We start from the raw sequence: 25,345 nt of genomic DNA on the forward strand, positions 1-25,345 counted from the left end.
CATTGAAACGTCCATGTATTATCATTATCCAAGCATAAAAGATAGATGATCAGAACAACACAAAAATTTAAACTGATTTTCAGGTTATATGATGGATGTGGCTTTAAAAAACAAAAAGGGCTTAGAAATTTCTTTCTAAGCCCTTTCAGTATAACAAAATATTGGAGGCGGCTTCCGGATTTGAACCGGAGAATAACGGCTTTGCAGGCCGTCGCCTTACCACTTGGCCAAGCCGCCTTGACTGACTTTAAATGGAGCGGGAAACGGGATTTGAACCCGCGACTTCGACCTTGGCAAGGTCGCACTCTACCACTGAGTTATTCCCGCTCAGTTAAGACAAGAGGTTTTATATAAGGTTCCCCTTCATCTGTCAACCATAATTTTAGAATGGGCTTATTTTTTTTAAACCCCTTACTTGTTTTCTTTCTTTTCCCAGTCTGCCATAAAGGCATCAATGCCCTTGTCGGTCATGTGATGGGAGGCAAGGGCCTTTAAAACCTTATGGGGGATGGTGGCAATGTCAGCCCCCAAAAGGGCAGAATTCAGGACATGGAGGGGATTTCGAACACTTGCCACAATGATCTCTGTGGCGTATCCATAATTGCCGTAAATGTCCACAATCTCCTCAATGAGGTTCATGCCGTCCTGGGACAAATCATCCAGACGTCCCACAAAGGGGCTGGCATAGGTGGCACCGGCCTTGGCTGCCATCAGGGCCTGGAGGGCGGAAAAAATCAGGGTGACATTGGTTTTAATGCCTTCATCGGAAAGGGTTCTCACCGCTTTAAGGCCCTCAATGGTCATGGGAATTTTCACCACAATATTATCGGCAATGGTGGCAAGTTCTCTTGCTTCGGACACCATGCCGTCATAATCAAGGCTGATCACCTCTGCACTCACCGGGCCATCCACCACAGAACAGATTTCCTTGATGATATCCTTAAACTCACCGTCTTCCCTGGCAATCAGGCTGGGATTTGTGGTGACACCATCCACCATGCCCATGCTGTTGGCATCTTTAATCTCGTCAATATTTGCAGTATCTATGAAAAACTTCATGTTTGTGTTCTCCGTTTTTGTGTAATAGATCACCCCTTAAGGGTGGGTTGTTTCAAGGTAAGGCACCTTGGGGGGCATATGGTAAAATATTCTGCTCACCCTCTTTTAATTCATCCAAAAGACTTTGCGCAGTTTGATTCAGCACCGGGTGCATTATGTGTGCATCTATATCACAAAGGGGTTTTAATACAAAGCGCCTTTGGTGCATCCGGGGATGGGGAAGAATAACTGTCTCCTCATTTATCACCAGATTATCATAATAAACAATATCCAGATCAATGAGTCGGGGGCCAAACCGCACAGATTTTTCAAACTGGCCCAGGGCCTGCTCAATGCCTTTTAAGGCAGCCATCAATGGAACAGGTAAAAGTGAGGTGCTTATTTTTACCATGCCGTTGACAAACCAGTCCTGATCTGTGAAATCAACAGGATCGGTCTGATAAAAGGGTGATACTTCAATGACAGATGTCTGATCCAGCTGTTTTAAAAGTTCAACCCCCTTGAGGCAATTGTCATATTTATTTCCCATGTTAGAGCCAATGGAAATAAAAACCGATACCTGTTTTTCCATGATATACTTTCTTTTTTTTAGATGAAATACTCCGTACATCTGTGGAGAACTTCTATCTTTGTTGTGAGCAGCGGTGTATTTCAAGTTTTGTTGTGGGCAGAGCCGGATCAGAATACGGTCCACCCGTGGCGGTTATATACAAAGCAGCCTCCAAGTTTACCCCGGCAGAGCCCCCCCGAGGGGCAATAAGAACCGGCCAATCGAGCTGTCTACAGTTCCGGCCGGACCCATTGCCCTTCGGGGGGGCGGCATAATGCCATTTGGCTCCGCGTCTACGACCCTATATTCGTTGTGCCCGCCGGAAGATGGGGTTTTATTCAAAATCAAACGCCACGATTTCTGAATATTCACTGAAAATATTGATACCCAGACGGGTTCTCAGGCGGTAGGAATACCGAAAACCCTTTTCAAGGATCTCCCCATACTTCAGGGTTCCTGCCGAAAGGTCTGCTCTTTTTTCAAAGGGTAAAGGGCACCCCTTGCAGGCATCCATGGAAAGAACTCGCCGGGCCCTGTAAATTTCAACCCCCATATCCTTTCCTTTGTTCTTTTTTTGAAATTCAGAATCAATCTTCCATTGGAGCATCACCCGATCTGCCGTGAGCCGGGAAGTGAAGTGAACAGGTGGCGGTGGTGTTAAGGCCAATGGTGCCAGTGGCGGCCCTTTTTTCCCGCACCCCATGCCCACGACCATGAACAAAAAGACTATGGTTACCAAGGCAATTTTTTGTGATAGGCGCAGCATCTAAACCTCATTCCTTTTTCCACAAGCAAAAATGTATGGGTCCACTTAGGAATGCGTCCGAAATAATTTTTCCATTTACAAAGCGGGGACAGATTTAAAAATCTGCCCCCCTAAGTACTAAGGGCGGGCATTGTCCCGCTAAGGAGCTCATAAATGGGGCAAGTTATTTAAAACTGATTCTTTAAGCGTTCAATTGCCCACGGGCCTTTTCCACGGCAAGCTTAACATTTTCATAGCCGGTCCCCCCGTGGGTGACCCTGCGGGAGACCATCTGCTCCGTGGAAAGAAAGTCAAAAATATCCCCCTCAATGAGCTGGGAAAAGGTTTTAAAATCTTCCAGGGTGAGCTCATGCAGCTCCTTTTCTTTACCCAGGGCAAAGGCCACAGCCTTTCCTGACACTGAATGGGCTTCTCTAAAGGGCATGCCTCGGACCACAAGATAATCGGCAAGATCTGTGGCATTTAAAAATCCGGTTTCAGCGGCATCTCGCATGGTGGGGGCATTGACCTTAATATTGGGCAGCATGCGGGCATAGATTTCCACACAGGCCTTCAGGGTGTTCACCGTGTCAAATAATGGCTCTTTATCCTCCTGCATGTCCCGATTATAGGCCAGGGGTAAAGATTTCATCAAAGTGATCATGGCCATGAGATTTCCCACCACCCGGCCGGTTTTACCCCGGACAAGCTCTGCCACATCGGGATTTTTCTTCTGGGGCATTATGCTGGAACCGGTGGTAAAGGCATCTGAAATGGTGATAAAGGCAAACTCCGATGAGGACCACAATACCAGCTCTTCGGAAAACCGGGACAAATGCACCATGCAGATACTGGCATGGGAAATGAATTCCATGGCAAAATCTCTATCAGACACAGAGTCCATGCTGTTATCTGATACCTTGGCAAAACCCAACAGCTCCCGGGTGTATTCCCGGTTTAAAGGAAAGGTGGTACCTGCCAGGGCAGCACTGCCAAGGGGCATGACATCGGTGCGCTTAAGGGAATCTTTAAACCGTTCATAATCGCGTTTAAACATCTCATAATAGGCCATGAGATGGTGGGCAAACAACACCGGCTGGGCCCGCTGGAGATGGGTGTAGCCCGGCATCACCACATCAAGGTTTTCATGGGCCTTTTCCACCAGTACCCTTTGAAGGGCCATGAGCCCGTCCAGGATATCCCGGGTCTGGGCCTTTAAATACATCCTCACATCCAGGGCCACCTGGTCATTACGGCTGCGCCCCGTATGAAGTTTACGGGCCACTGTTCCCACTTCATCACCCAGGGCGCTTTCTATGTGCATGTGTATATCTTCCAGGGTATCGGAAAATTCCAGGGCATTGTCCTTTATCTTCTGACGCACCGATTCCAGACCCCGGGCCAGCACATCGGCCTCTTCATCGGTGATCATGGACTGGTGGGCCATCATCTTTAAATGGGCAATGCTGCCGTCAATGTCATAATTATAAAGCTCTTTGTCCACATCAATGGAGGAGGAAAATTTTTCCACCAGCTTGTCTGTACTCTGGGAAAATCTGCCGTCCCATGGTTTCTTTGCCATTTTTTTATTCCTGATTTTTACAGTCAGTAAATGCGCCCGTGGGTTCAAACCCGGGTTATCATGGATCAGGCAGCACAACAACGCAGGCCTGATCCCAAATTACTTGCGTCTTTCCTGGGCCAGCTTTCGGATTCTCAGGCGCAGGGCATTGAGCCGGATAAAGCCTTCGGCATCCTTCTGGGAGTAAACATCATCATCCTCAAAGGTGGCAAAAGATTCATCATAAAGGCTCAAGTCAGACTCCCGACCCAGCACATGGCATCCGCCTTTGTAAAGTTTCAGGCGCACCCGGCCACATACATTGGTCTGGGTGTCGTCAATCATCTTCTGGAGCAGCTCCATCTCCGGGGAGAACCAGAAACCATTGTAAATCAGCTCGGCATATTTGGGGATTAACGAATCCCGTAGATGGGCCACTTCCCGATCCAGGGTGATGGACTCCATGTTCATGTGGGCCAGACGTAAAATGGTGCCGCCGGGTGTTTCATAAACACCCCGGGATTTCATGCCCACAAAACGGTTTTCCACCAGATCAATGCGACCGATGCCGTTGCGGCCCCCCAGGGTATTCAAGGTTTTGAGCATGGTGGCCGGGGACATTTCCTCGCCGTTGATGGCCACGGGATCACCGTTTTTAAAGGTAATATCAATTATTTCAGGCACATCCGGAGCATCTTCAGGGCGGATGGACATGGTGTACATGTCATCGGTGGCCTGGGCCCAGGGGTCCTCCAACACCCCGCCCTCGTAGCTGATGTGCAGCATATTACGATCAGTGCTGTAAGGCTTTTTAGGCGTCTGGGGCACTTCTATGCCGTGCTGATTTGCAAATTCCATGAGCCGGGTCCGGGAGGTAAGATCCCAGTCCCGCCAGGGGGCAACAATTTTAATGGCCGGATCAATGGCCAGGTATCCCAGTTCAAAGCGCACCTGGTCGTTGCCCTTTCCTGTGGCACCGTGACTTACGGCATCGGCCCCTTCCTTGTGGGCAATTTCAATCTGGCGTTTGGCAATGAGGGGCCGGGCAATGGAGGTCCCCAAAAGATACTGACCTTCATAGATCACATTGGCCCGGAAGGCAGGAAAAACATAATCCCTGACAAACTCCTCCCGAAGGTCTTCCACATAGGCTTTCACCGCACCGGTTTTTAAGGCCTTTTCTTCAAGGCCGTCCAGCTCTTCTTCCTGGCCCAGATCTGCGGTGAGGGTCACCACTTCACATTGGTAGGTTTCTATGAGCCACTTTAATATCACCGAGGTATCAAGCCCACCGGAGTAGGCAAGCACCACTTTTTTTATATCAGCCACGTTTTTTCTCCTTAACGGGTTTTAAGAATCAAAGTTTCCAGAATCGCCTTGTGCATATGGCGCTTGTTTTCCGCCTGGTCCCAGAACACCGCCCCCGGGGCCTCAAGCACATCTTCTGCAATTTCCTCATCCCTGTGGGCCGGCAGGCAATGCAGCACGGTCACATCTTTTTTGGCATGGGCAAGCAGAGCTTTATTCACCTGAAATCCTTCAAAGGCTCTTTCCCTCTTTTTTTGTTCCTCTTCCTGGCCCATGCTGGCCCAGACATCGGTGTACACCACATCGGCATCTTTCACCGCTGCCACGGGATCATGGGTAAAACTGATTTTTGAGCCGCCCATTGCAAGTGATGCAGCCTTGACATCTTCGGGGATCTCATAGCCTTCAGGGGTGGCAATCACCAGTTCCAGATCCAGAACCGCTGCGGCATTGACCCAGGAGTTGGCCACATTATTCCCATCCCCCACCCAGACGATTTTCTGTCCTTCATAGGTGCCTTTAATTTCAATGACGGTCATGATATCGCTTAAAATCTGACAGGGGTGAAAAGAATCCGTCAAAGCATTGATCACAGGAATACTTGCCGATTGGGCAAATTCTGCCACCAGGTCGTGGTCAAAGGTACGCATGGCCAGGGCATCCACATATCTGGACAGCACCCGGGCCGTATCACAGGCAGGCTCGTTTCGGGATATCTGGGTATCCTGGGTGCTCATATATATGGGGGTTCCCCCCAGTTGAATCATGGCAGTTTCAAAGGCCACCCGGGTCCGGGTGGATTTTTTATCAAAAATCAATCCAAGGCTTTTTCCAATGAGAGGACGATCGGCAATGCCCTGGGCAAATCGTTTTTTCAGCTGCAAGGCCCTGTCAAACAGATGGGTAAAATCATCCTTTTCCAGATCAAGCAGAGACAATATATCTTTTTTCAAAACAAATTCTCCTTATGCCAGAAGGCTGTCCAGCACCGCCACCAAGGCGTCTATTTCTTCATGACTGATAATCAAAGGCGGTGCAAAGCGTAAAATATTACCTTGAATTGCATTAATAATAAAGCCTTTTTTCAGACATTCTTCAACAATTTTACCGGCTTCTCCGTCAATTTCCATGCCCACAAGCAATCCTTCTCCCCGGACGGCTTTAATGTGAGGATGGGTGGCTTGAAGGGAAGACAGTTGCTTTTTAAAGTATTGTCCCTTTTCCACCACATCCTGCAAAAATGCGGGTTGGGAGATGATGGAAAACACAGTTAAAGCCGCAGCTGCCACCAGGGGGGTGCCTCCAAAGGTGGTGGCATGGCTTCCCAGGGCAAATCCTGTGGCTGCCTCCTGTGTGGCCAGCATGGCCCCCATGGGAAGACCGTTGGCCAAGGCCTTGGCCAGGGTCATGATGTCCGGGGTGACACCGTAAATCTCATGGGCAAAGAGCCGACCGCAACGTCCCATACCGGTCTGCACTTCATCAAAAATGAGCAAAATACCCTCCCGGTCACACAGGGCACGCACAGCCTTTATGTATTCAGGGTCAGCCGGAACCACACCGCCCTCTCCCTGGATGGGCTCCATCATGACGGCGCACACCGTATGGTCCATGTTTGCCTTTAATGCATCAATGTCGTTAAAGGGAATGTGGATAAACCCATCCACCAGGGGAGCAAACCCGTCTTTTATTTTATCCTGACCCGTGGCAGACAAAGTGGCCATGGTTCGCCCATGGAAAGAGCGGGACATGGAAATAATCTTAACCCGGTCCGGCTGCCCTTTTTTATTGAAATATCTTCTGGCAAGCTTTATGGCCGCCTCATTGGCTTCGGCTCCGGAGTTGGCAAAAAAGGCTCTATCGGCAAAGGAAGATGTCACCAGTTTTTCAGCCAGATCTGCCTGGGGAGCTGTGTAATAAAGGTTTGACACATGGGTGAGGGTGGCTGCCTGTTCTGCCACGGTCTTTGCCACTTCGGGATGGCTGTGGCCCAGGCTGCACACGGCAATTCCGGCCAGAAAGTCGGTGTAGGTATTTCCCTCTTCATCCCACAGGGTGGCCCCTTGTCCCTTGACAAAAACCTTTTGGATGCGGCCATAGGTATTAAAAACATATTTATCTGTTTTTTCTTTTGTATTCAAAATATTCACCTCTTTTTATAACTGCCATGGGCAGAGCTTATTGGGATCTGACCTGTCCACAACTAATATTGAAACTCTAATTACTGCAAGGCTTTGGGTGGCGTTTCATATAAACCCACATGTCCTGGCGAACACAACAAATATAGGGTCGTAGACGCGGAGCCAAATGGTATTATACCGCCGCCCCCCCGATGGGCAATGGGCCCGGACCGGAACTGTAGACAGCTCAATTGTCCGGTTCCTATTACCCATCGGGGGGGGCGGCTCTGCTGAGGTTACCTTGGAGGCTACCTTTTCATATAAAAAATCCCGGCAGGTTTGCTCTTGCCCCTTAACCATTATCCCTGAAAACCTGGGTACCGATGCCGGAATCGGTGAAAAGCTCCAAAAGCAGGGCATGGGACCTTGTGCCGTTGATGATGTGGGACTTTTGCACCCCATGATCCAGGGATTCCAGGGCACACTCCATCTTGGGGATCATGCCTCCCTTGATATTTCCATTTTTAATCATGCCATGGATGGTGGCTGCATTGGCAGAGGAAACCAGTTTTCCGGCCTCGTCCAGAAGACCGTCCACATCGGTGAGCAGAATCAGTCGCTCGGCATTAAGGGCAGATGCAATCTTGGCCGCCACCAGATCGGCGTTGATATTATAGGTTTCTCCTTTTTCACCAATACCCACCGGGGCAATCACCGGGATAAACCCCTGATCCGTAAGGGTATGAATAATATGGGGATTCACCCGGGACACCGTACCCACCATGCCCGGGTCAATGATTTCCGGAGGATTATCCCCTTCTGCCTCCTGGTAGATGGTCATTTTCTCTGCAGTGATGAGCCCCCCGTCCTTGCCGGTGAGTCCCACGGTGTTGCCCCCTTTGCTGTTAATACGGGCCACAATTTCCTTATTGACCTTGCCCCCCAGCACCATCTCCACCACATCCATGGTTTCATCGTCGGTGTAGCGCATGCCCCGGACAAAACTTGAGGTAATCCCCATGGCATCAAGCACTTTATTAATTTGGGGACCACCACCGTGCACCACCACAGGATTGAGTCCAATGCATTTCAACAAAGTAATGTCACTGGCAAAGTCATCTTTTAATTTTTCATCCACCATGGCATGGCCACCATACTTCACCACAATGGTTTTTCCGGAAAACTGCCGAATATAGGGAAGGGACTCTATCAGTATGTCTGCTACGGTTCGATCTGTCATAGTATGTACCTGCTTAAATCTTCGTCTTCAACAATGTCTTTTAATTGCCCATTCACAAAGGCCGCATCCACCACAACGGTTTTTTCCTCCAGGTCCGGTGCATCAAACAGCACATTTTCCAGCAGTCTTTCCATGAGGGTGTGCAACCGCCTTGCCCCGATGTTCTCTGTGTTGGTGTTCACCTCTTCGGCAATGGAAGCGATGGTTGCCACGGCATCTTCGGTGAACTCCAGGGCAATACCCTCGGTGCGTAAAAGGGCGATGTACTGAAGTACCAGGGCATTTTTAGGTTCCGTTAAAATACGTTCAAACTCTGCCTTTCCAAGGTTATCAAGCTCCACCCGAATGGGAAAGCGGCCCTGGAGTTCCGGGATAAGATCAGACGGTTTTGAAATATGAAAGGCCCCGGAGGCAATGAATAGAATATGATCGGTTTTCACGGTACCGTACTTGGTGGGAACGGAACTGCCCTCCACAATGGGCAACAGATCCCGCTGGACACCTTCCTTGGAAACATCCGGGCCATGCCCTTTTTCCTTGCCGGCAATTTTATCAATCTCATCAAGGAATATAATGCCGGACTGTTCCACCATTTCAATGGCCTGGGCCACCACTTTTTCCATGTCCACCAGATGAGCCGCCTCTTCCTGGCATAGAATTTTCATTGCTTCGGACACCTTGATTTTGCGGCGCTTGGTGTTCTTGGGCATGAGGTTGCCCAGCATATCCTTAAAATTAATACCCATCTCTTCCATGCCGGTGTTGCTGAAAATCTCCACCATGGGGGGACTTTTTGCCTCAACCTCCAGGTCCACCAGACGATCATCGAGTTTACCTGCCCTGAGCATCTTACGAAGCTTTTCCCGGGTGGAAGATTTGGAGGCAGCACCGGCATCCACAATGTCAATGGGATTGCCTTCACCTGCCACACTGCCTTCAATGGGAGGGGCACCCTGGGCTTTGGGGGTATTACCGGTGGGAAGCAGGATATCCAAAATTCGCTCTTCGGCAATGGCGGCGGCCTTTTCCTGAACTGCCTCCTGTTGACGGCCTTTAAGATTGTTGATGGTAAGCTCCACCAGATCCCGCACCATGGACTCCACGTCCCGTCCCACATAGCCCACTTCGGTGAACTTGGAGGCTTCCACCTTATAAAAGGGAGAATCGGTTAAATCTGCCAAACGCCGGGCAATTTCTGTTTTTCCCACCCCTGTTGCACCAATGAGAATGATATTCTTAGGGGCAATTTCATCCCGGAGACCTTGTTCCACCTGACGTCTTCGCCACCGGTTTCTAAGGGCAATGGCCACAGATTTTTTAGCATTTTTCTGGCCAATGATGTATCTGTCCAGGCGTTGAACAATCTCTTTGGGTTTCAGATCCTGAATCATATGGTGATCCTCTATATGGTTTCTATGGTGATGTTATCATTGGTGTAAATGCAAAGAGATGCGGCAATGCCCATGGCCTCTTTCACAATTTTCACAGGATCAAGGTCTGTGTGCCTCACCAGGGCCTGGGCTGCGGCCTGGGCACCGATACTGCCGGAACCAATGCTGATGACCCCGTCATCGGGTTCAATGACATCTCCGTTACCGGACAACAGGTATGTGGCATCCTTGTCTGCGGCGATCATCATGGCTTCAAGCCGCCTTAAATATTTGTCTGTGCGCCACTCCCGGGCAAGTTCCACCGCACTTCGGGTGAGATTGCCGTTAAAGCGCTCCAGTTTTTGCTCCAGTTTTTCCGACAGATGAAGTGCATCGGCCGTGGCACCGGCAAACCCTGTGATGATGGCATCATTGTAGATGCGTCTCACCTTCCGGGCCTTGTGTTTGGTTATGGTATTGCCCAGGGTTACCTGGCCGTCACCGGCCACCACCACCCGGCCTTTGTGGCGCAGGGCAAGAATGGTTGTTCCATGAAATACATCATTCATCTGTTTTTCTCCCGGTCTGATGTCTCAGACCTTCTGTTTAAGCTATAACTGCCACGGGCAGACCGTCTTTTAATCCGGCTCTGCCCACAACAAATCTTGAAATACCCCCCAGATCTGCGAGGCATTTGATATAACGGGCACCTCATGTCGGACACAACAAATATAGGGTCGTAGACGCGGAGCCAAATGGTATTATACCGCCGCCCCCCGACGGGCAATGGGCCCGGACCGAAACTGTAGACAGCTCAATTGTCCGGTTCCTATTGCCCGTCGGGGGGCGGCTCTGCCTTAGGTTGCCTTGAAGGCTGCCTTTTCATATAACCGCCACGGGCGGACCGTATTCTGATCCGGTTCCACCCACAACGAAGCTTGAAATACGCCCCTCATTTGCGGAGTATTTCATATAAAAAAAAACGAAGGTACACCTTCGAATTGGCAGTGTAAATGTTTGACCGATGTCCCATATTCACTTAGTTGGGACTGCACAGCATACCAATAATATGTGAGCAAGACAAAATGAGGGAATATGGGGTGCCGATCGAATATTTACAGACGTAAGAATATAAGGCCTTGGAAAAAAGATGCAAGTATTATTTCAACGGCGGGGATGGGCCTTATCATATACTTCCATGAGCCGATCCATGGAGACATGGGTGTAAATCTGGGTGGTGGAGAGACTGGCATGGCCCAGGATTTCCTGGATGCCCCGGAGATCGGCCCCGGCATCGAGCATGTGGGTGGCAAAGGAGTGGCGCAGGGTGTGGGGGGAGGCGGGCAGATAAAGGCGGCAATCAGCAATGATTTTATTAAGGATGTTACGCATGGACCGGTCGGAAAGCCGGGTTTTGTTTTTATTCAAAAACAGGGGTCCCCGGGAGGCAGCCACGCTTTGTCTATAAAAAAGAATGGCAGAAAGCGCCCGTTGACCAATGGGCACCATGCGCTGCTTATTGCCTTTGCCCGTGACCTTGAGAAAATGCCTTTCTGCGTCCACATCCTCAACATTGAGTCCCTGCATTTCCGACACCCGGATACCGGTGGAGTAAAAGGTTTCAAAAATGGCGGCATTGCGTCGCCCAAGCAGGGTATCTGTTTTTATGGAATCCAATAGTTTAAAAATATCATCCACGGTGAGAAAATCAGGGATCTTCCGGGGAACCTTGGGGTAAGGAATGGCCTCTGCGGGGTTAAAGGAGAGGTGCTGCCCCATGACCAGATACCTGAAAAAAGACTTAATGGCTGCAAGCTTTCGGGCCACCGATCTTTTCTGAATACCGCTGCGGGCCAGAACCGCCATGTATTCCCGGATCAAGATTCTGTTTTTATGATTTACATATTCCAGGAATTTTACATCGGGCAAAACCTCAGCGCCATTTTCCCGGGCGCAAAAGGCCATGAAATCCTTCATGTCCCGGGCATAGGCCCTGATGGTGTGATTGGAATAGCCTTTTTCTGCATCCAGCACTTCCAGGAATTTATTTAATAGCATTTCAGCGGATCACCTTTAAATTTTATAACCGCCACAGGAGAACGGTATTCTGAACTCGGTCCGGCCGCAACGAATATTGAAAATGACATTATGCCGCCCCCCGGACGGGCAATGGGCCCGGCCCGGAACTGTAGACAGCTCAATTGACCGGTTGCTATTACCCCCGGGGGCTCTGCTGAGGAAGCTTGAATACTACCTTTTTACCCAGTATGCTTTAAAATACGTTTCATGCTCTCCCACACCGGTCGTTTAAGGGAAGGATCATTAATGAGCTGGGCTGGATGAAAGGTGGGAATAAAAAGCGCTGTGGCCATATTTTGGAACTGCCCTTCCCCATCTGCCAGGCGGGCGTCATTTCCCAGCATCACCTTCAGGGCATTTTCCCCCATGGAACAGATAACCCGGGGGTTGAGCTGTTTTATTTTTTCAAACACATGGGTTTTAATCTCTTTTTGCCATCCTTTACCAGGGCTGTCAGGCTGGGAAACCGGGGGCTGAAAACTGATGATGTAAGCCTTGTCCACATCAAGCTTCATGGCTTTTAATATTTTCAGGAACAGATCACCGGCAGGCCCCCCGGTAATATCCGGTTGTTGATTTTCATCCAGGGAGGAAACCTCACACAGAAAAAAAATTCCGGCATCTCCAGTGCCCCGGCCCTTGATAACGGGCATGGTAATATTTTGAGTACCAGATGCCCCATCACCGGAACCATCCCCCCCTTTGGAGGAAATCTGTGGAACTGTGTCAGATGGTTTGGCACTCTGGGTTTCCAGAGGCATTGTTTGAGTATCCAACGAATTGAGCGGTTTTAAGGAGCTTGTCTGTTTTTTTTCAAGAAAGGAAGAGCCTCCCGGCCGGGCAGGCTTAACCATGGGACGAAACTTACCCCTTTGCCACTGCTCCATTAATTTTATTGTGCCCGGGGCAAGATCCAGACTGTTTATCCCCATCTCCCTTTGCAGGGAAAGATAATTTGAAAAATCCCTGACAATCTCTCCAAGGGCCCGGGCTGATACCATGGGCTGATGATCTGCGCTCTTTTCCATCACAATCTGATGCCAATCTCATCAAGAAGGGCATGGGCCACAGCGGATTTATCCATGAGTGGTACATCCCGTCGGGTACCGTCCCGGAAAAGAAAGGTGACCTTGTTGGTATCAGCTTCAAACCCGGACCCCTCAACCCCCACCTTGTTGGCAACGATCATGTCAAGATTTTTTCTGTCCATTTTAAGGGTGGCATTTTCCACCAGATCATTGGTTTCTGCGGCAAACCCTGCCACAAACCGGTGTTGCTTTTTCTTTCCCACGGCCCGGAGAATATCCGGGTTTTCTGTGATATTTATGGACAAATCCTCTCCGGTCTGGTCTTTTTTCTTTATCTTTTTATCCCTGGAATCAGCCGGTCTGTAATCTGCCACCGCCGCCACCTTTATAATGATATCTGCTGTATCCATGGCCCCCAGTACGGCATCTGCCATGTCCCGGGCACTTTCCACCCGGACCGTTTCCACCCCCAGGGGAGGCAAAAGAGCCACCGGGCCGGACACCAGGGTAACCTCGGCCCCTCTTTTTTCTGCAGCTTCGGCAATGGCATACCCCATTTTACCCGAGGAGTGGTTGCTGATGTAGCGCACCGGATCAATGGCCTCCCGGGTGGGACCTGCTGTGATTAATATTTTCTTACCGGTAAAATCACAGGGCACAAACAATTTATCCAGCCGATCAAAAATCACTTCAGGGTCCGGCAGGCGCCCTGCCCCTGAGGTTTTGCAGGCAAGCTCTCCGGTTCCCGGCTCCAGGATCACCATGCCGTCCCCTTCCAGTATATCCAGATTGCGCTGGACTGCCCGGTTTTCATACATGTAAGTATTCATGGAGGGGCATACCATGATGGGGGCCGTCACCGCCAGCAGCATGGTGGACAAGGCATCATCGGCCAGGCCCCGGGCCATCTTGGCGATGATATTGGCCGTGGCCGGGGCAATGACAACGGCATCGGCCTCGCTTGCCCATTCAATGTGGCGCACCACGGCCTCGTTGGTGTTAAACAGCCCGGTGCACACATCATTTTCCGACAGTACCCGGAAGGTGGTTTCGCCCACAAATTCCCTGGCGGAATCGGTCATCACCACCCTTACCTCAGCCCCTGCTTTTTTTAGGAGCCTTAAAAGACTCACCGACTTATATGCGGCAATGCCTCCGCAAACTCCCAGCAGTATATTTTTATCTTTCAAATTTGTCATTTGGTTATTTAACGCCCATTGATTTGTCTATCAATTTGTCAAAGAAATTTCTCCGGATTCCATGGGCAGGACCTGCTCCTGGGTGGGTGCCACACCGATTTCCACATAGGTGAACAGTTCATTTTCCCGGATGTTCACCACAGCCCAGCGATTGGCCTTCTGGAACACCAGCATGGTTATTTTGGGGGATTTAATCTGGCTGACAATGTTCCAGTTGTCTTTGATCATGTTCATGTGGAAAAAATTGAAAAGGGAATTTTTCTCCACCCGTCCCCGGAGGGCAAGTACGCCGGAGGTGAGGCCGGGGGTGCTGATGATCACTGTGGCATCTTCATCAATTTTGAGCTCTTCGGGTACCAGTACGTCTTTGAAATCATAGTACACAGCTACGGATTCTTTTTTTTCCACTGTTGGTGTGGGTGTTTCTTTTTTTTGGGTCAGGCCTGTTGTGGTACAGCCGCCAACACATAGAGCTATCGCCATTAACAAACCCAATTTTATACCTGCTTTCATTCTGTACTCCTTTTTTATTTTTTTTCGGCCTTGGTCATAATATCGCCATTCTATGATAAAATTTTATCTCACATATAGTGGCCCAGCTTATAATCAATTCTATTCTTCATTTATCTATGAAATACTCTGCAAATCAGGGACGTATTGCAAGCTTTGTTGTGGGCAGAGCCAGATCATAATACGGTCTGCCCATGGCAATTATATCATTGGTATCCATTTTAATGATGATGTTCTAAAACGATAAAGAGAGAAAGTCAAAACAATTATATCAATCACCATTATTCATTTCAGCAAATTTTTTAAGTTGTTCAAGCTTCATATTGTAGGCAGCACTTTGATCCTTATGCGCATGTAAACGGCTTTCATATTGCTGAATTTTAATATTGATATCAGAAACCCTTTTATTGAAATCATCCCATTCTGACCTGGAAATTTTTTTTCGAGCTTCCAATTTTTGACGCAGTATTGCCAATTGTTTATTTTCTTCTATGATCACTGCATAGTCTTCTTTAAGTTTTATGTTTTCTTGCATTAAAGCATCTGCTTTTTTCATTAGTACATCAGATAGCGCGTTGTTTTTATCTGGAATGGGAGGATGCGCAACCTCTTCTGTCTGTGAATTCTCCACAGGCTCGGTTTTCATCTCATTAATTACTTTCATTTGATCCCGCTGGGCAACGGGTAATTTTGAAAAATCATCTGTAAAAGATAAAATTCCATTTTCATCCCTGTATTGATATAATTGCGCAGATACAGGCAAATCCATAGTTAACAAAAAAATAAAACAAATGAGCATTCCATATTTTATTAGTTTCATTTTTAACCCTTTGAACTCGCACCAAGTATGTCGTTACTCAGAAAGCTCCTTCCATGATCTCACAGAAGTTGTCACCGTAGCTCCCATGCTCACCGGATTATTGTATGGTCCACCACCAAAAGGGTTTATATTCCCTTCAGGGGTTTTAATATAAAGATGTTCATCAGTAATCAGAGGAGGAACACGAACATTTCCCGTGGTAAGCTCAAAATTCACAGTACCATCTTCAATGTCCACAGCATATGTTTTTCCGCTGTTGGCAGTATCATCAACAGCTTCACAGGGGTCTTCTGTTTCAGCAGTTGATGTTCCAAAATAAATATTACCGGCTGCGGCAAAGGCAGATGCAAAAACACGGTGCCCCTCCTCCAACTTCATGTACCAATCCAGCTTTACATCAGCGTCAGATGCTGCCCCCTTATCACTTGTGTCTTCATAAGCAAAAAAATGATACCGGGTATCTGCGGTATTAATATCCTCATCATAATAAGGACTATCTCCTGTACCGAAAAATATTTTAACATGATATTCCAACTCGCCTTTAGCGGAAAAGGTATTTTCTGTTATTACTGATGGAGAAGCGTACACAGGCTGAAACTGATATTTAGTGGCAACGGCATTACCGTCATCATCCGTAAAATCCGTATTAATAACGCAATTGGTAATACCGTATTTCACCGAATCTGGATCATCTGGGATATTTATTTTGTACATATACCCTTTATCAGATCCGATATAAATACGATCAATATATCCATTTTCATCGGAATCCACCACCGCAGGCTGACCGCTTGCAGTTCCGCCTTTTCCCCTGGCAGTTCCATCAGGATCATCATCCAGAAAAACCCTTTGAATCAGACTTCCATCCTCAATATTAACAATGTAAACGGAGGGATAAAGATTATCATCATAGGTTTTACCTGACACAAAAAATGCAACCCAGGTGGGTGACCCGCTGACCAATATTCTGCCGATCTGGGACACTGCAGCAGAGGAACGACTCCTGTATAAATCCGGATCGGCAAATTCCCACATAAAAGATGGATCGGCTGGATTTGTGACATCCAGGCATGACACAGTATCACCACCGTTACCTTGGGCACACAGTAATACCGTTTTCCAGGAAGAATTGATATTCACATCTGCAATGGTGGGAGATGCATCAACGTAGGCTTGATCATCCTTTTTTAAATAGTTATTCTTCAATCTTGATATGAGGTTTGCTGGAATAAAAGCCCATAATTCCTCACCGGTTCCATAATTTGGAACCCCTGACTCCCATAAAAAATACCCCCGATTCTCTTCAATACTTGTTGTATCCGGATTATCTCCTGAACGGAATTTACCGCCATCAAAGGCATGGAGCATACCATCCCGGGAACCCACATAAACCACTGTCGGCCTCTCTTTCCAAGTATCCAGGAAAGCATCATAATCTTCCCTTTCATCGTCAGTAATCGCCGTTCCATAATACCATCGGGGTATTCCCGGCGGTATCTGAACCGCCGGGACAGAATGATCAATGGGGCCCAAAAGCCATTCTTTTGAAGTGGATGATCCATCTTTGTACCCGCGTACCCAGTTGACCAGCCAGTCACCGTCACTTTCATCAAGGGCATCATCATCATTCATATCATAAACATATCCATCCGGAATGATGTATGTACTGTCCAGGCCCAGCATTGCGTTGGTAATATTGGATATTGTAAATTCAGACAATATGCTGGAAGCAGTGTAATAGGAATAAGATGCCTTAACCGGTACACCGTTTTCAGGGGGTGTATTAAAGGAAAAGCTGTATTCACCGGTAAAACGATTAATTGTTCCCACACCTCCAAGGCTGCCGGTGAGAACGTCGGTATGCTCATCCTTGAATGTTTCGGTGGTGTCAGTGATATTTACAGTTAATGCAGAAACCGGATGATGGGCAAATGTACCGGAAAACAACACTTTGGCCCCATCCCCGATTCCCAGGGATTCTTCTACAACCACCCCATGTGTAATGTAAGGATAATAAATTTTTCTATCTACAGGGGATTTAAGCTGCAGCACTTCGCCTGCATCCCATAGGGTGGCAACCGCCGTTGTATTGGGATCTTCAGGAACGTACAACTGAGAGGCTACCAGGTGCCCTCTTAAGACCTTGTCCGTCCATGAAATTGCAGGGGTCTCATAGGTGCCGGAATAGACAACATTGGTCTGAACAACAGGCTCAGCCCGGGAAAAAGAACCGTTGGTGGCCACTGTTCCATCAATAAGGACATCTAAAATCTGTGGAATACAGGTTTCCTTGTCGCTGAACATCTCAGCCTTCCACAAGAGTGCTCGGCCGGAAAGTCCTTTTTCTGAAAAATCCAGACGGACTTTTCTTTTGGTATATTGTGGAGTTCCATATACCCAGCCCGTTTCCGGATCACTTCCTGTAATGTTTTTTGTGGCATCTGTTGCATAAATTTCGTCCCAGTCGGTTATCTCAATCCAGGTATCCCCGTTATCAATGGAAATGGAATAATCAATCTCAGTGAGCCCTGAGCAGGGCATGTTATCGTAAACCACAAAGGTGACTGCCGTGAAATAGGCATCCTCATCTTCAGGAACAATGGCAGCGCTGGACTGCAGGCTGGCGATACCCCCTGTTCTTCTTTCTATTTGAAATACCATATCATTGTGGTCCGCATCTCCGCCTCCCATCAAATCTTCCCAGCCAAGTATCCATTTGTTAGGTTTGTCCGGCGGAGCTCCTACGATAACATGGGAATATTTGGCCCCCCAGGTTATCGGCAGTTTATATTCCCCGGACAGGGTAACGTCAAAATAACTTGCCATCCTTGTGATGGCAGGGCTTGCCAGCCATCCACCTTCAGTGGTACAACTCCCTTCCCCAGACTCACCCAATTTATAAATTTTATCAAATGTGCCTGAGCCGCAAGCTCCGTATGTATCTGGATTCCAGTCTTTTTTGGTAAAAAAAACACGGGTTGGATCTGAGTTGTCCCATCGCTTACTTGCGGTTAGAAAAAAAACCAGCTCTGTTCCACCGGCAATTGTTCCAATGGATTTTTTCATATCAAGGGGAGAAACCTTACCATCCCCATTGACCACAAAGGGATAGTCCGTACCGTCGTCATAGGCCGCCAGGGCAGTTTCACTGGAAGTGGGAAACGACCCGTTGCCATATTCCGTGTCAAGGACACCGTCCCCACCGCTGCAACAGCCACCTGTTTCATTGTCATCATAAATTTTTATAAAAAGTGGGTGCCTTTGGGCAAGGGGTATTTTATCCCATCCTTTAAAGGTTCCATCGGCTTCAACGGCATCCTCTTTAAGCATCCAGCCGAAATCCGAGACGTACCCGGCTCCTTCATACAAAAAAGTGACAAAGACTTCCTGGGTAAAAGGGATTTCAATATTATCGGGGTTTATGGCTTCATTGCCGGTGTCCAGTTCAATTACACCACTTGTTGACACACTTGTGTTTTCCAGACTGAAATTGGATGCATTAAAACCTCCGCTATAGTCGGTGGTCGTGTTGGTGGAGCACCCGGGAATACCGTTGTCCGCAGGATCATCATCTGAAGACTCTTTAAAAGTTACACTGATGGTATGATCTTCAGTGACATCTAAAAATTCATATTGATCATCGGTTAGAACTGCAGTGTTATCACCATCCACGGTTAAAACGTCCACCATATAGCCTTCATCAGGTACCACATCAAAGATAATATCAGCATTATCCACAACATCATTACTGCCGGAGGGACTAATACTTCCATTGCTGCTGGCTGATGCTGTAATGGTATGTAAAAACTGAGAAAAAGTAGCCCTGATGGTGTGATTTGCAGAAACAGGGCTAAAAGTGTATTGATCATCAAGCAATGGTAAAACACTGGAAAAATCCACAGTAACATCACTTATTTCATACCCGGTATCTGGAACAATGTTAAAAACCGGTTCACTGTTCTTGGTTGCTGTGAACAATCCGGCGGTTATTTCCCCATTTTCAACGGATATGCTCCCATTTTCACCACTGTCAACGGTTATGGTGTAAGTTGTCGGTATGGGCCCGTTATCTGTGTCAAAATCTTCAAAGTTAACCACACATTGATCACCTTTATCATGAGAAGTTACAAACAAACCTACATCCTGTATCCCATTGGCCTGGTTAAGATCTTTACTTTTAATCTCTATCCAATTTGTCCCGTCCAAAGAATAGAAACCGGTAAAGTTATATTTATTGTTATCAAGTTGCTTCACAAGCTTGAGCCAACATGGATAGGATGATGATGGAGAACGTCTGGTGTTTTCATTTCTATCCAGAAGCCCATTGTTATTATTATCCCATTGAAAAGCAAATCCATTACCGGGTGTAACAGCAACCATACAATAGCCAGGGCTCTGACCGTCATTGGAGATATCATTTCTCACCATAATACCGGCCTTGGCCCAGCCATTGGTATTATCCTGGGAAGTTATTTTGACTGTAACAGAAAAATCTCCCTCAATATCCTCAAGATAGTATGCTCCATACTCATCTGCACCAGTCCAGACATCATTCCCGGCTGCAGTAATGCTCATGGACGTGGCAGATAGGATGTTAAACGAGCTTATTTCATCCACTTCGTTTACAGAATCATGGAATTTCCATTCGGATGCGTTAAAAGAAAGTGAATCTGCCATAAGGGGTAAACTGAAAACCAGGCTCAACAACATGCAACAAAAAAAGAGGAACGCTTGAAGTGTGTTGCGTTCCGTTTTTTTATCTGACTTATTAGATGATCTGATTCGAAATAACGTGCTTAAAAAAATATGTGGTGTCATTTCGGTCTCCTTTTGAATGTCTGTTCATACTTCAGGGGGTAATTGTAGTCTGAGCAGTAAAACTGGTGATTGAGTCTACATCATCTGATTTATAACTTTTCCCGGCCCCGGCCCCGGCCTGGGCTCCATAACCCGTTGCCGTTCCACTGTTTAAAAGTCCTGACAGCCCAACTTCAACCCCTGCAGAAGATCCATTTGCAGCTGTTGCCCAGGAAGTAACATTAATTATACCATCGCTATCTGTAATAAGAGAGCCATCATCATTATTATCCCGCACACTAACCGTGTATGAACAAACCTGCCCAATTGACTTATTTTTAATCCAGATAAAGGATGAATCCAGTCCAGCCTCTACGCCAGGTTCATCTGTTGAAAGGGCAAAAGTCCAGTCAGATGAAGAAGTTCTTTTAAAATTTTCAATCATCCGGTTCATCAAAATAGCGGTACAATGCTCAATACCCGCTTCTGCTGCAAAAAAAGCCTGCTGTTTATTTTTTTCCGCCCCTGCAATCATTGTTTCAATGGTTGATGTGTTCGTGGCCGCAATACCTATCACTGTTAAGATAACAAGAAAAAGCATTGAACTTAATAAGGCAAATCCATTTTCATTATTCAAGAATAATGAATATTGACGCTCTGCATTCATCTGAGCCCCCATTTGATAATATTTTTATATTAAAGATTTCACAAATACGGGGAGTATGTATGCTTTGTTGTGGCCTGAGTCAAATCAGAATAAGGTCTGACCGTGGCAATTATTGAAACAGGCAAGCCCCCCGGACTCTTTAACTCAGGCTTGTTAACGGTTTAGAGCAGCAATTTTAAAAACCTGTACTCATTAATTGTCAAGATCGAAATTATGAACCTGAACAGTAAAAGACAGTAAACGTCGATGATACCCATCACTCTGGGTTGCTGCGGTATGATCCTCTATTCCGGGTCTTTTGCTGGTGATTCCACCTTTATATTCCCTGGATGTACGCCCAAGAATGGTCACCCGAATGAATCGAATTTTTTCTATATCTGTATCCGATAACTCCCCACTTACCAAATTCCCCTCATCAAACCAGTCGTCATTGGAATCATCCGGGTTAGCCGGATCATAGGATAAGTTGATCACACCATCCCCATTGTAATCACCACAAAATCCTATTTGAATATCTTCAATATTCTCAGAAATTTTATTTGCATTCCCAGCAACAGACCTTCTCAAATAATTTTTTTTATCTATATAGTATCCAATATTTACCAAAGAGTTAGAATTAAAAAAACTAATAGTGCTGCCATCTGGATAGGTATTCAGTTGTTTATTAGAATAAGTTACTCCATCAAGAGCTGTAAAGTTAGGCCCATTAGAAATTGTACTGTCGGAGCCCTCTTTTTTGGCAGACACACCTGTCACAAAAACAATATCAGATTTTGAACCATCCGGGGATGTGATGAGTGCTTGAAATCCAAATTTGGGAGAATCATAATCCACTCCTCCGCAGGAGCATCCCTCAGCCCACCATGAGTATGGGGGATGATCTTTCATGTATACCTTAACCTCAGCAACTGTTGAAGTGGGTGGTTTTTCACCTTGAAGTAAAAGTTGGGGTAAATCAGCACAAGATCGATTAGCACCCGGTGTCGATCCACAACCACCTTCGTCATCATCCACATAGGTTATTGACAGGGTATCTGTATCGTTATGAACTTTTGAGTCTCCCTGAGTATTATTTTTAAATGTCAAAGGTTTTATCAATTGCCCGTCAAAGGCAAGAGTTTGTACTCCATAACCTGTCATTCTCAAATCTTTTTCAATATAATATTTAGCCATCCGGACGTTTTGCTGCATTCTTGCAATATCTTCCTGAAGAATATATGATTTATTACTATTGTCAAAAATAGACAAAACACCGGCAAGAACAATGCCTGAAATAGCAAGGCTGATCAAAATTTCAACCAGAGTAAATCCATTTGAGATATTTTTTAATGGTTTCATTTTAATAGTCTGCCTATTTAGAAACAATCGTTGCAAAAGAAAGAGAATGTGTTCTTTCCCCAGACGACCAGGAAGATTTCACAGTTATTGTTTTAAGACCATTGACCGGACTATTGGAATCAACTGTAGTTGTCCATGAAAATACGCCGTCAACTCCTTGCTCATCATCTATATCGTCATAAGCCATGCCCTTGTACCCACTTAACTTATCTTCAATCAATGCTGTGGCTTTCGTAATATCACTGGCCCGGCTATTTCCTTTAATTGCAGAAATCTGCATGCCGGCAATGGCCAACAATCCCACGCCCAATACCACCGTTGCAATCATCACCTCAATAAAAGTAAATCCATTATTGCCAGCAATCGAATTTTTTCGTTTTTTATTCCCAGCTTGTTCCGTTCCATTTCTTTGTAGAGATAAACCCGGTCGATTCTTTACCAATTGCATAGGTGGTTTTTTTATTATTTTCAAGGTAAACATATCCAGACAAGCCCGCTCCCATGGCGTTGAACGTTGCATAATTATTATTAAAGGTGACATCATCGTCGCTAAAACTCTGCCCACCGTCTTGCGTTGCATCTTTTGATGCAGCGCCATGTCCATATTGCACCCCACCGTTGTCAGGTAATGGTACTTCCTTTTCAATGGTATTGCCGGATATTGCCCAGGAACCGTCTGCACCCTTTTCCGAACACACAAAATATTTTTTAGCCCCTGTATCAAAAACAATGGCCCAGTCTTTACTCTGTTTCATTGCATTTATTTTGGCAAGCTGCATATCACTGTACAAATTTCTTGCAGCCTTTTTCAAATGATAATCCGGCAACCAGTCAATAATATTAGGTACTGCGGTACCAATGACCACACCGGCAATCCCGACGGTAATCATTAATTCTAAAAGAGTAAAACCGGTATTCTTTTTGCGTTGTGGGAATTGCATTTGATCAATATTCATAGACACCTGTTATTTGACAATTATTCTAATCACACTGCAAAAAAATTAATAATTTAAAACCGCATGAAAATTAAGCGTTCATAATTTTGAACTTTTTAAAAAAACATCACACACCAACACCTATGCCAAATTTAACTTTAATTTAAACACCGCCAAATCCAATTCTATATATTGCGCTCGTACATATTCAGATATCAATATATGGGTTTAAATATAAATTCAAGTAAACTCAGCGAAGGTGTTACACACCAAACCCATTAATAGAGGAAAACAAAAGGTCTCAAAGGAAGAATGTCAATTGCTAATAACCTTACGGAATAATGACATTTATGTCAAATGGAAAAAATTCCATCTTTTTACCATAAGGATAAATTAATAATAAGCTGATCTTCATTGTCCTACAAAAGTTTTAAAATACAAATTGGGGGCTTTGTCATAACGTCGGTCACTTCCCCCTGAGTCTTAACATAATACCCCAGTCCAGGGCGCATTCCCATTTTCCCGGTTTTAAAAAGGTCTATCTTTTAGAGCAAAAAACATGATATCCTCTGCTCTGCTGAAATGAACATAAATGGATTGTGCTGATGAAGTCCTTGCTTGTCTTAAAGAACTGGAAGAAGATCCAACCCGCTTGGTTCGTAACGCTAAAGAATTGGAACAGATGGAGCTGGAAATCCTTGAGTATACAAATCGGATAAGCGCCTTGCTTTTAAAAAAAAGATCCAAACCTCAGTAGATTCCTCTGAACAGGCCAATCAGGAAAAAGAATTGATGTCCAGTTGGCCGGGGCGGATGAAAAGCGAAGGGTTTGAGACCGTTTGGATTCAGCTTTGTACAGGTAGTTCTGTTGATATACGTGTTCGATACTATAGAAGATCCTGTGATCGCCGCAATGGAAAAAGATATAAAGGTGCATATGCTGGTTTAATCCTTCTTGGGGTCCATGATCGCTGTTCGCCTGCTCTGGCTTCTATGGTGAGTTCTTGGTCAGCCTTATTGAGTTCTTTTGAAGAAATCCGTCAGGTGCTTTGTGACCGTGGTATGACGTTGGATATAAAGGTCATCCGTAAATTGACCTATCGATACGCAGAGCGGGCTCGAGCCGAGCAACAAGCGGGTCGAATCCCATTAAATGATGGAGACTTACTTGAGGGTCGGCGAGTCGTTATCAGCACTGATGGTGGACGTACACGGCTCAGAGAAAAGAAAAGGGGTCCAAAAACCAAAAAAGATAGAACCCGATTTCGTGGTGCATGGCGAGAACCCAAGTTTTTGATCATTTATGTAGTGGATGCCCAGGGAAAGCAATAGAAAAGCCTCACCATTTATTGATGGCTGTTTCAACGGTCCGGATGGTGTATTCCACTTGTTAAGGGGTTATTTGAACTCTCTTCATATTCAGGACTCAGACAAAATACTGTTTGTTGCAGATGAAGCGCATTGGATTTGGAATCGAATCCCCGGACTGGTAAAAGCATTGGGTTTGGATCCTAAGCGTGTGTATGAACTTCTTGATTTTTACCATGCTGTGGAACATTTGGCTACAGTAGCAGGCTTAAGGAAGACCTGGTCGTCCAAGGGCGCAAACGCTGGGTGTCGAAACAACGACGGCGCCTGCTTAAAGGAAAGGCAGTTGAGGTCGTACAGGCCGTCCAGAAACTTTGCAAAGGCAGAAATAGTAAGGCTATCAAGACAAAACGGGATTATTTTGTGCGCAATGAAAAGAAACTTGATTTCTCAACCGTAAAAGCGTTGAACTTGCCCATTGGCAGCGGTGCTATTGAAAGTTCAATTCGGAGAGTGGTGAATTTACGTCTTAAAGGCCCATGCACCTTTTGGTGTCAGGAGAATGCAGAAAAAATGATTATGCTGCGATCGTTTTATAAAGCTGGGCGTTGGAACTGCCTGAAGCAGATGGCAAACACACATAATCCAGTGCCAGCGGCATAACCGGGAAAATGGGAATGCGCCCCCAGTCCATCCCCACTCCTTAAACGA

23 protein-coding genes and 2 tRNA genes are annotated in these 25,345 nt (G+C 46.4%); 3 read left to right on the top strand and 22 right to left on the bottom strand.

Annotated elements, in window-relative coordinates:
• Positions 1-162: 162 nt before the first annotated feature.
• The 22 genes from B9A32_RS03190 to B9A32_RS03295 all read right to left on the bottom strand — a co-directional run bounded on the left by B9A32_RS03190 (position 163) and on the right by B9A32_RS03295 (position 23,347).
• Positions 163-237, bottom strand: a tRNA-Cys gene (locus B9A32_RS03190).
• Positions 238-252: 15 nt separating this feature from the next.
• A tRNA-Gly gene (locus tag B9A32_RS03195) sits at positions 253-327 on the bottom strand.
• Positions 328-411: 84 nt separating this feature from the next.
• The gene (fsa, locus tag B9A32_RS03200) at positions 412-1,059 is read right to left on the bottom strand and encodes a fructose-6-phosphate aldolase (RefSeq protein WP_084066918.1); all 648 of its coding nucleotides are present in this window, start codon (positions 1,057-1,059) and stop codon (positions 412-414) included.
• Between the two features lie 52 nt (positions 1,060-1,111).
• Positions 1,112-1,714, bottom strand: a complete 603-nt coding sequence (gene folK, locus B9A32_RS03205; protein WP_232367018.1) for a 2-amino-4-hydroxy-6-hydroxymethyldihydropteridine diphosphokinase — start codon at positions 1,712-1,714, stop codon at positions 1,112-1,114.
• Between the two features lie 229 nt (positions 1,715-1,943).
• Entirely contained in the window at positions 1,944-2,375 is a 432-nt protein-coding gene (locus tag B9A32_RS03210) for a hypothetical protein (RefSeq protein ID WP_084066919.1), read from the bottom strand.
• A gap of 181 nt (positions 2,376-2,556) precedes the next feature.
• Positions 2,557-3,936: an argininosuccinate lyase gene (gene argH, locus B9A32_RS03215; RefSeq protein ID WP_084066920.1), complete on the bottom strand. Its 1,380-nt coding sequence runs from the start codon at positions 3,934-3,936 to the stop codon at positions 2,557-2,559.
• 99 nt (positions 3,937-4,035) lie between these two features.
• A complete protein-coding gene (locus B9A32_RS03220) occupies positions 4,036-5,244 on the bottom strand; it encodes an argininosuccinate synthase (RefSeq protein ID WP_084066921.1) in 1,209 nt (402 codons plus the stop codon).
• Between the two features lie 11 nt (positions 5,245-5,255).
• Positions 5,256-6,176 carry an ornithine carbamoyltransferase gene (argF, locus tag B9A32_RS03225; RefSeq protein ID WP_084066922.1) on the bottom strand — a complete coding sequence of 307 codons (921 nt, stop codon included), beginning with the start codon at positions 6,174-6,176 and terminating at the stop codon, positions 5,256-5,258.
• A gap of 12 nt (positions 6,177-6,188) precedes the next feature.
• Positions 6,189-7,364 (bottom strand): acetylornithine transaminase, encoded by a 1,176-nt coding sequence (locus B9A32_RS03230; RefSeq protein WP_084066923.1) that lies wholly within the window; start codon positions 7,362-7,364, stop codon positions 6,189-6,191.
• Positions 7,365-7,695: 331 nt separating this feature from the next.
• Positions 7,696-8,583 carry an acetylglutamate kinase gene (gene argB, locus B9A32_RS03235; RefSeq protein WP_084066924.1) on the bottom strand — a complete coding sequence of 296 codons (888 nt, stop codon included), beginning with the start codon at positions 8,581-8,583 and terminating at the stop codon, positions 7,696-7,698.
• The gene (gene hslU, locus B9A32_RS03240) at positions 8,580-9,971 is read right to left on the bottom strand and encodes an ATP-dependent protease ATPase subunit HslU (protein WP_084066985.1); all 1,392 of its coding nucleotides are present in this window, start codon (positions 9,969-9,971) and stop codon (positions 8,580-8,582) included. The genes argB and hslU overlap by 4 nt, the downstream gene beginning before the upstream one ends.
• 14 nt (positions 9,972-9,985) lie before the next feature.
• Complete coding sequence (hslV, locus tag B9A32_RS03245; RefSeq protein ID WP_084066925.1) at positions 9,986-10,522, bottom strand: ATP-dependent protease subunit HslV; 537 nt, start codon at positions 10,520-10,522, stop codon at positions 9,986-9,988.
• A 595-nt stretch (positions 10,523-11,117) separates the two neighbouring features.
• Positions 11,118-12,011 carry a tyrosine recombinase XerC gene (locus B9A32_RS03250; protein WP_084066926.1) on the bottom strand — a complete coding sequence of 298 codons (894 nt, stop codon included), beginning with the start codon at positions 12,009-12,011 and terminating at the stop codon, positions 11,118-11,120.
• Positions 12,012-12,211: 200 nt separating this feature from the next.
• Positions 12,212-13,060, bottom strand: a complete 849-nt coding sequence (locus B9A32_RS03255; protein WP_084066927.1) for a uracil-DNA glycosylase family protein — start codon at positions 13,058-13,060, stop codon at positions 12,212-12,214.
• Positions 13,060-14,259 (bottom strand): bifunctional phosphopantothenoylcysteine decarboxylase/phosphopantothenate--cysteine ligase CoaBC, encoded by a 1,200-nt coding sequence (coaBC, locus tag B9A32_RS03260; protein ID WP_084066928.1) that lies wholly within the window; start codon positions 14,257-14,259, stop codon positions 13,060-13,062. Before coaBC ends, B9A32_RS03255 begins: the two co-directional genes overlap by 1 nt.
• 30 nt (positions 14,260-14,289) lie before the next feature.
• Entirely contained in the window at positions 14,290-14,772 is a 483-nt protein-coding gene (locus B9A32_RS03265) for a hypothetical protein (RefSeq protein ID WP_084066929.1), read from the bottom strand.
• Positions 14,773-15,040: 268 nt separating this feature from the next.
• Positions 15,041-15,589: a hypothetical protein gene (locus B9A32_RS03270; protein ID WP_084066930.1), complete on the bottom strand. Its 549-nt coding sequence runs from the start codon at positions 15,587-15,589 to the stop codon at positions 15,041-15,043.
• Between the two features lie 33 nt (positions 15,590-15,622).
• Positions 15,623-20,266, bottom strand: coding sequence for a PilC/PilY family type IV pilus protein (locus B9A32_RS03275; protein ID WP_212637654.1), 4,644 nt, complete (start codon positions 20,264-20,266; stop codon positions 15,623-15,625).
• A 172-nt stretch (positions 20,267-20,438) separates the two neighbouring features.
• Positions 20,439-21,053, bottom strand: coding sequence for a pilus assembly PilX family protein (locus tag B9A32_RS03280; RefSeq protein ID WP_170923681.1), 615 nt, complete (start codon positions 21,051-21,053; stop codon positions 20,439-20,441).
• 192 nt (positions 21,054-21,245) lie between these two features.
• Positions 21,246-22,391, bottom strand: a complete 1,146-nt coding sequence (locus B9A32_RS03285; RefSeq protein ID WP_084066933.1) for a PilW family protein — start codon at positions 22,389-22,391, stop codon at positions 21,246-21,248.
• A gap of 13 nt (positions 22,392-22,404) precedes the next feature.
• Positions 22,405-22,833: a type IV pilus modification PilV family protein gene (locus B9A32_RS21270; RefSeq protein ID WP_212637656.1), complete on the bottom strand. Its 429-nt coding sequence runs from the start codon at positions 22,831-22,833 to the stop codon at positions 22,405-22,407.
• Complete coding sequence (locus tag B9A32_RS03295) at positions 22,772-23,347, bottom strand: pilus assembly FimT family protein (RefSeq protein ID WP_084066935.1); 576 nt, start codon at positions 23,345-23,347, stop codon at positions 22,772-22,774. Before B9A32_RS03295 ends, B9A32_RS21270 begins: the two co-directional genes overlap by 62 nt.
• Before the next feature lie 571 nt (positions 23,348-23,918).
• On the opposite strand from B9A32_RS03295, the gene B9A32_RS21275 reads away from it, so the two are divergent.
• The 3 genes from B9A32_RS21275 to B9A32_RS21030 all read left to right on the top strand — a co-directional run bounded on the left by B9A32_RS21275 (position 23,919) and on the right by B9A32_RS21030 (position 25,297).
• The gene (locus tag B9A32_RS21275) at positions 23,919-24,083 is read left to right on the top strand and encodes a hypothetical protein (RefSeq protein ID WP_170923683.1); all 165 of its coding nucleotides are present in this window, start codon (positions 23,919-23,921) and stop codon (positions 24,081-24,083) included.
• Positions 24,084-24,139: 56 nt separating this feature from the next.
• Positions 24,140-24,658 (top strand): hypothetical protein, encoded by a 519-nt coding sequence (locus B9A32_RS03300; protein WP_212637663.1) that lies wholly within the window; start codon positions 24,140-24,142, stop codon positions 24,656-24,658.
• 282 nt (positions 24,659-24,940) lie between these two features.
• A complete protein-coding gene (locus tag B9A32_RS21030; protein ID WP_139795689.1) occupies positions 24,941-25,297 on the top strand; it encodes a hypothetical protein in 357 nt (118 codons plus the stop codon).
• Positions 25,298-25,345 lie beyond the last annotated feature (48 nt).

It is taken from the genome of Desulfocicer vacuolatum DSM 3385 (assembly GCF_900176365.1).
Lineage (GTDB): Bacteria > Desulfobacterota > Desulfobacteria > Desulfobacterales > Desulfobacteraceae > Desulfocicer > Desulfocicer vacuolatum.